5 protein-coding genes and 1 tRNA gene are annotated in these 4,673 nt (G+C 46.9%); 3 read left to right on the plus strand and 3 right to left on the minus strand.

The window, feature by feature from the left end; translation table 11 throughout:
- Nucleotides 1-240, minus strand: a 240-nt coding sequence (locus AC9UH7_RS06060) for a phosphotransferase family protein (RefSeq protein WP_509596236.1), incomplete at its 3' end; no start/stop codon positions are given.
- Complete coding sequence (locus AC9UH7_RS06065; RefSeq protein WP_509596237.1) at nt 237-1,457, minus strand: acyl-CoA dehydrogenase family protein; 1,221 nt, start codon at nt 1,455-1,457, stop codon at nt 237-239. The genes AC9UH7_RS06060 and AC9UH7_RS06065, both read right to left, overlap by 4 nt.
- A 45-nt stretch (nt 1,458-1,502) precedes the next feature.
- On the opposite strand from AC9UH7_RS06065, the gene AC9UH7_RS06070 reads away from it, so the two are divergent.
- The 3 genes from AC9UH7_RS06070 to AC9UH7_RS06080 all read left to right on the plus strand — a co-directional run bounded on the left by AC9UH7_RS06070 (nt 1,503) and on the right by AC9UH7_RS06080 (nt 3,640).
- Nucleotides 1,503-2,264 (plus strand): SDR family NAD(P)-dependent oxidoreductase, encoded by a 762-nt coding sequence (locus tag AC9UH7_RS06070; protein ID WP_509568764.1) that lies wholly within the window; start codon nt 1,503-1,505, stop codon nt 2,262-2,264.
- A gap of 167 nt (nt 2,265-2,431) precedes the next feature.
- Nucleotides 2,432-2,505: transfer RNA gene (locus AC9UH7_RS06075), tRNA-Val, on the plus strand.
- A 73-nt stretch (nt 2,506-2,578) separates the two neighbouring features.
- Nucleotides 2,579-3,640, plus strand: coding sequence for a DUF4236 domain-containing protein (locus AC9UH7_RS06080; RefSeq protein WP_509596239.1), 1,062 nt, complete (start codon nt 2,579-2,581; stop codon nt 3,638-3,640).
- A 67-nt stretch (nt 3,641-3,707) separates the two neighbouring features.
- Here AC9UH7_RS06080 and AC9UH7_RS06085 read toward each other — a convergent pair whose 3' ends face one another.
- Nucleotides 3,708-4,469, minus strand: coding sequence for a trypsin-like peptidase domain-containing protein (locus tag AC9UH7_RS06085; RefSeq protein ID WP_509596241.1), 762 nt, complete (start codon nt 4,467-4,469; stop codon nt 3,708-3,710).
- Between the last annotated feature and the right edge of the window lie 204 nt (nt 4,470-4,673).

Consider the following 4,673-nt stretch of genomic DNA (forward strand, 5'->3'; position numbering starts at 1 on the left):
TGATTGAATTAAAAACTCACGCTTCATATCGTGGGCGGAAACAGCCTTTGTGCCAACAGGTGGTCTGCGAAGGACTAATTCGCGCCCCGGGTATTTCAGTAAATAAGTCAGATTGGATGCCCCGCTTCGAAACTGCAGCACCTCAGGCAGTTCATCAATGTGAATGTATTGTTGAAGCCAAGCATGCATGGCTTCAACATCAAAGCGATCCTCTTGTCGGACCGCAGTTACATCACTCATGACAAATAAGGCTTGATTTCTAGGCGAGCGATATCTCTGATGTGGACCTCATCAGGACCATCAACTATGCGTAAGGTGCGAATTCCTGCATACATGGAGGCAAGCGGCGTATCTTGGCAAACTCCAGCCCCGCCATAGCTTTGTATTGCATGATCAATTATTCGCTCTGCCATCTGGGGGACTGCCACTTTAATTGCAGCGATCTCTTTGCGAGCACCCTTTGCACCAACGGTGTCGATCATCCACGCAGCCTTTAAGACAAGCAAGCGTGCTTGCTCAATATCAATACGAGCTTGGGCAATCCAGTCTTGAATAACACCTTGTTGCACTAACGCTTTTCCAAATGTTTCGCGCCCAATAGATCGCTTAATCATGAGTGATAGTGCACGCTCTGCCATGCCAATTGCTCTCATGCAGTGATGAATGCGTCCTGGTCCAAGTCGGGCTTGGGCCAAGGCAAAGCCTTCACCTTCTGGTCCTAAAAGATTTGCGATAGGCACTCGCACATTGGTAAATGAAACCTCTGCATGACCATGTTGGTCCACATATCCAAACACAGTTAAATTGCGCTCCACCTTCACTCCAGGTGTGTTCATAGGAACAAGCACCATTGATTGTTGATTATGTGCTTCTGCATCTGGATTGGTCTTACCCATCACAATTAAAATCTCACACCGCTCATCCATCGCACCGGTTGTCCACCACTTAGTGCCATTGATGACATAGTCACCACCATCTTTAACAATAGATGTTCTGATGTTTCTAGCATCACTAGATGCCACATCAGGCTCAGTCATCGCAAAGGCTGATCTGATGCGACCATCTAACAACAGCTCAAGCCACATTTTCTTCTGCTCATCAGTTGCAAACATGTCCAGTAACTCCATGTTGCCAGTATCAGGTGCTGCGCAGTTAATGGCCTCTGGTGCAATCTCAGGTGACCAACCAGTTATCTCAGCCAAGGTTGCATACTCTGTAACAGTTAAGCCATGATGAGGATCGTGGCTATGAGGTAAAAAGAGATTCCATAGCCCTTGCGCTCTTGCCTTCACCTTTAACTCTTCAATAACTGGCGGCAATCCATGAGGCTTACCAGCTGCTCGTAACTCTTCCCGCTGATGCTCATAAACAGATTCGGCCGGAAAGACCTCTGCCTCCATAAAGGCGTGGAGTTTGGCGGCATATTCGCTGGTTTTTGCGCTCAATGTGAAGTCCATGCCTTAACCTTACGCATAGTTATCCAATTTGAGGAGAGAGAGAGTATGAGTGTTCTAGACCGCTTTCGTTTAGATGGAAAGGTCGCAGTGGTCACAGGGGCCTCTTCAGGTCTTGGAGTTGCTTTTGCTAAGGCGCTAGCCGAAGCAGGGGCAGATGTCGTCTTAGGAGCACGCCGCGTTGAGCGCCTGGCAGATACCGGCGCATTAGTAACCGCAGCTGGCAGAAAGTTTGCATCCCTACAAACAGATGTCACACAGCCAGAACAGTGCGATGCACTTATCGCACATGCCATTAAAGAGTTTGGTCGCGTAGACATCTTGGTTAACAACGCAGGTGTTGGCACTGCTGTCCCTGCCACACATGAAACCCCAGAACAATTTAGATCAGTCCTTGATGTCAATCTTTTTGGTGCATATTGGATGTCACAAGCATTTGCAAAGGCCAACAAAAATGGGGGAGCGATAGTAAATATCTCCAGCATCCTTGGCATCAAACCTCAAGGATTACCACAAGCTGCTTATGCATCTAGTAAAGCTGGACTTATTGGATTAACCAGAGATTTAGCTGCGCAGTGGACTGGACGTAAGAATATTAGAGTCAATGCGCTCGCACCAGGATTTTTTCCTTCTGAGATGAGTGATGAACTACCAGCAGATATGGTCAACATGATCAAAATGTTTGCACCCGCTGGACGCCTTGGAGATCCAGAAGAGTTAGCAGCAACGCTTATTTGGTTAGTCAGTGATGCATCTAGTTATGTCACTGGGATTACCGTGCCAGTTGATGGTGGATTGGTTATGCCTTAAAGATTTAGAAATACAAAAGCCCCGCGGAAGTAATTCTGCGGGGCTTTTGCTATGTAACTCATTTTCATGAGCACACTGACTATGTATGCAAACTATAACTCCTTTATCCACAAGTAAGTAGCTATTTCGCCAACAGAACCCAGAACCCCATAACTTCACTTCCGCGTGCCGCTGTAGCTCATTGGATAGAGCGGCACACTGACTATGTTGCAGGTAGCGGGTTCAAATCCCGCCAGTGGCACGCACATCAAGTGGCCCCGCAGTTCGTCGCGCGGGGCTACTTTTTTGTCAGTCACTCTGCGTAAACTAAATACATGGCCATTCGCTTTCGACGATCTATGAAACTACTGCCAGGTGTTCGCCTGAGCGTTAATAAGGACTCTGTGGGAATGTCCTTTGGTGTTCCTGGTGCTCGCTACACAATTAATTCAAAAGGTCGACGCACCGTTTCCACTGGAATCCCAGGAACAGGTCTCTATAACGTGGAAACACTCAGCGGTGGCAGGGGAAAGAGCCGGGGGAGTACCACACAGGCAACATCAAGCTCGGAAGAAAAAGTTGTTCCATACAACCCGCCAACAAGCATGCAACCTGGACTCTTTGCCAGGAAAGCAGAACGCGACTTTTATGCATACCTGCGAGACATCTTTAAGTGGGATGAGGCTGACACACCAGATCAAGCAATAGAAAAAGCAAAAGCGCTTGAGGCAGTACATCCCAGCCTGAAATGGAGCCTTGATCTGCTCAAGTTTCTCTACTGCGTTAAGGGCAGCTCAGTAGATGATGCGACTGGTTATCAGTGGGGTAAGGAGTTATGGAGCAATCGCCAAAGCGCCTTTAACGATAAGGTTGTAAGAAAGTACTTCCCGGGCATTACTCCACAGGTTCAAATCACTAATGGCATCTTCACTTCAAGTGTTTATAACGACCAAACACTTGGCCATATCTATGCCGAATTACTCCAACAGATGGGCAAGTTTGAAGAAGCCTTTGCCATCTTGCATGAGATGAAACCTGATCAACTAGTGGCGATCTCAATTGCAGATATTGAAATAGGCAAGAAAGATTATGACGGAGCGATTGAAACAACTGAAGACATTGAAAACGAGGATGATGCAACGGCCATGATGTTGATCCTGCGTGGGGTTGCTTTCCGCGAAAAGGGCTTAAATGACGGGGCACTTGAATGCTTTAAGCGCGCCCTTGCATCTAAGAAGCGTTCTGAGATCTTGCTTCATCGCGCACTCTTTGAACGAGCTGAAACCTATGCACGAATAGGCAAAAAGGCCATGGCAATCAAGGACCTTGAAAAGATCTTGGTTGATGACTCTGACTATCCTGCTGTGCAGGAAAAGCTAGATTCGCTCAACGCCTAGCGCCACAATAAATACCGTCACGAAATCATCGTGACTTCATAAACCCAGAGGTAAAGCTCACTACTGACTAATTAGAGTAGTCCCACCAGGTTTTTTCACCCTTAAAATCATACTGGCAATCAAGGATCTTCATGCAGAAAGCATCAAGAGAGACGGCGCCGTTGTATTGCTCAACCTTGTGGCCCCATGTTGTGACACCGATGACGAAACCCTCATTATCAATCAAGGCACCACCGCTATTTCCATGAGAAAGATTGTTCGTTATATAGACCTCGTACTTGCTTGTGTTAAGTACGTTGCCAAAGGAAACAGAGCCTTCAAAGCCATCAGCACTTCCAAGTGCCATGACCCAATAGCCAGGCCATGGTGGATTATCTGACAACCCCAACACTGGCAACTTCATCTTGGTTGCAATGACAGCTAAATCATTGTCTTTATCCCACTTTACGATCACAGCTTCAACTTGATCTTCATACGGAAGTGCGATCCAAACAGATCCTTCAACACCAATGCAATCTTCAATCACATGGTGATTAGTAATCAAGGTTGTTGGGTATTCCTTAGATTTAGTTGTTTCTAAATCAATCGCCCAAGCAGTTCCTTGTGCTCCTTTAGAAGGTGCTGGATCACACCACACAGTTACCGTGGACTCTTGAGTGCGATCTACTAACTGAGCAATACTGCGGGGAGGCACATAGCCATCACCTGCTGGATCTTCATTGACATATTGGGCTGCTGGACCAAAAGCCAATAGGAAAGCACCTAATGCAAAAGGGGTTGCAATGATGGCTAGGAAGGCGACGAACTTGTTGGGATCTGTTTCTCTCATGGGTGGAAGATTACGCAAGGTGACTGACAAATAAATGCACCCATAAAGGGATGACTAGACAAAGTTTGCCGCTTGGGTGCTAGGCGATGGCAGTAACAAGAGTTATTCTTTTGCCACATGCAGAAAGTAAGGACCGAGATGAAGATTACAGCAGGTGCCACAGAGTCACAGTTCATCATTCATGCAGGCATAAATGAAGCGCAA

It is taken from the genome of Candidatus Planktophila sp. (assembly GCF_044348745.1).
In the GTDB taxonomy this organism is placed as follows: Bacteria; Actinomycetota; Actinomycetes; order Nanopelagicales; family Nanopelagicaceae; genus Planktophila.

What these genes read in the sequence shown, in the direction of transcription:
- AC9UH7_RS06065 (WP_509596237.1), bottom strand. Translation starts at nt 1,457, where the DNA reads ATGGACTTCACATTGAGCGCAAAAACCAGCGAATATGCCGCCAAACTC.
- AC9UH7_RS06070 (WP_509568764.1), top strand. Translation starts at nt 1,503, where the DNA reads ATGAGTGTTCTAGACCGCTTTCGTTTAGATGGAAAGGTCGCAGTGGTC.
- AC9UH7_RS06080 (WP_509596239.1), top strand. Translation starts at nt 2,579, where the DNA reads ATGGCCATTCGCTTTCGACGATCTATGAAACTACTGCCAGGTGTTCGC.
- AC9UH7_RS06085 (WP_509596241.1), bottom strand. Translation starts at nt 4,469, where the DNA reads ATGAGAGAAACAGATCCCAACAAGTTCGTCGCCTTCCTAGCCATCATT.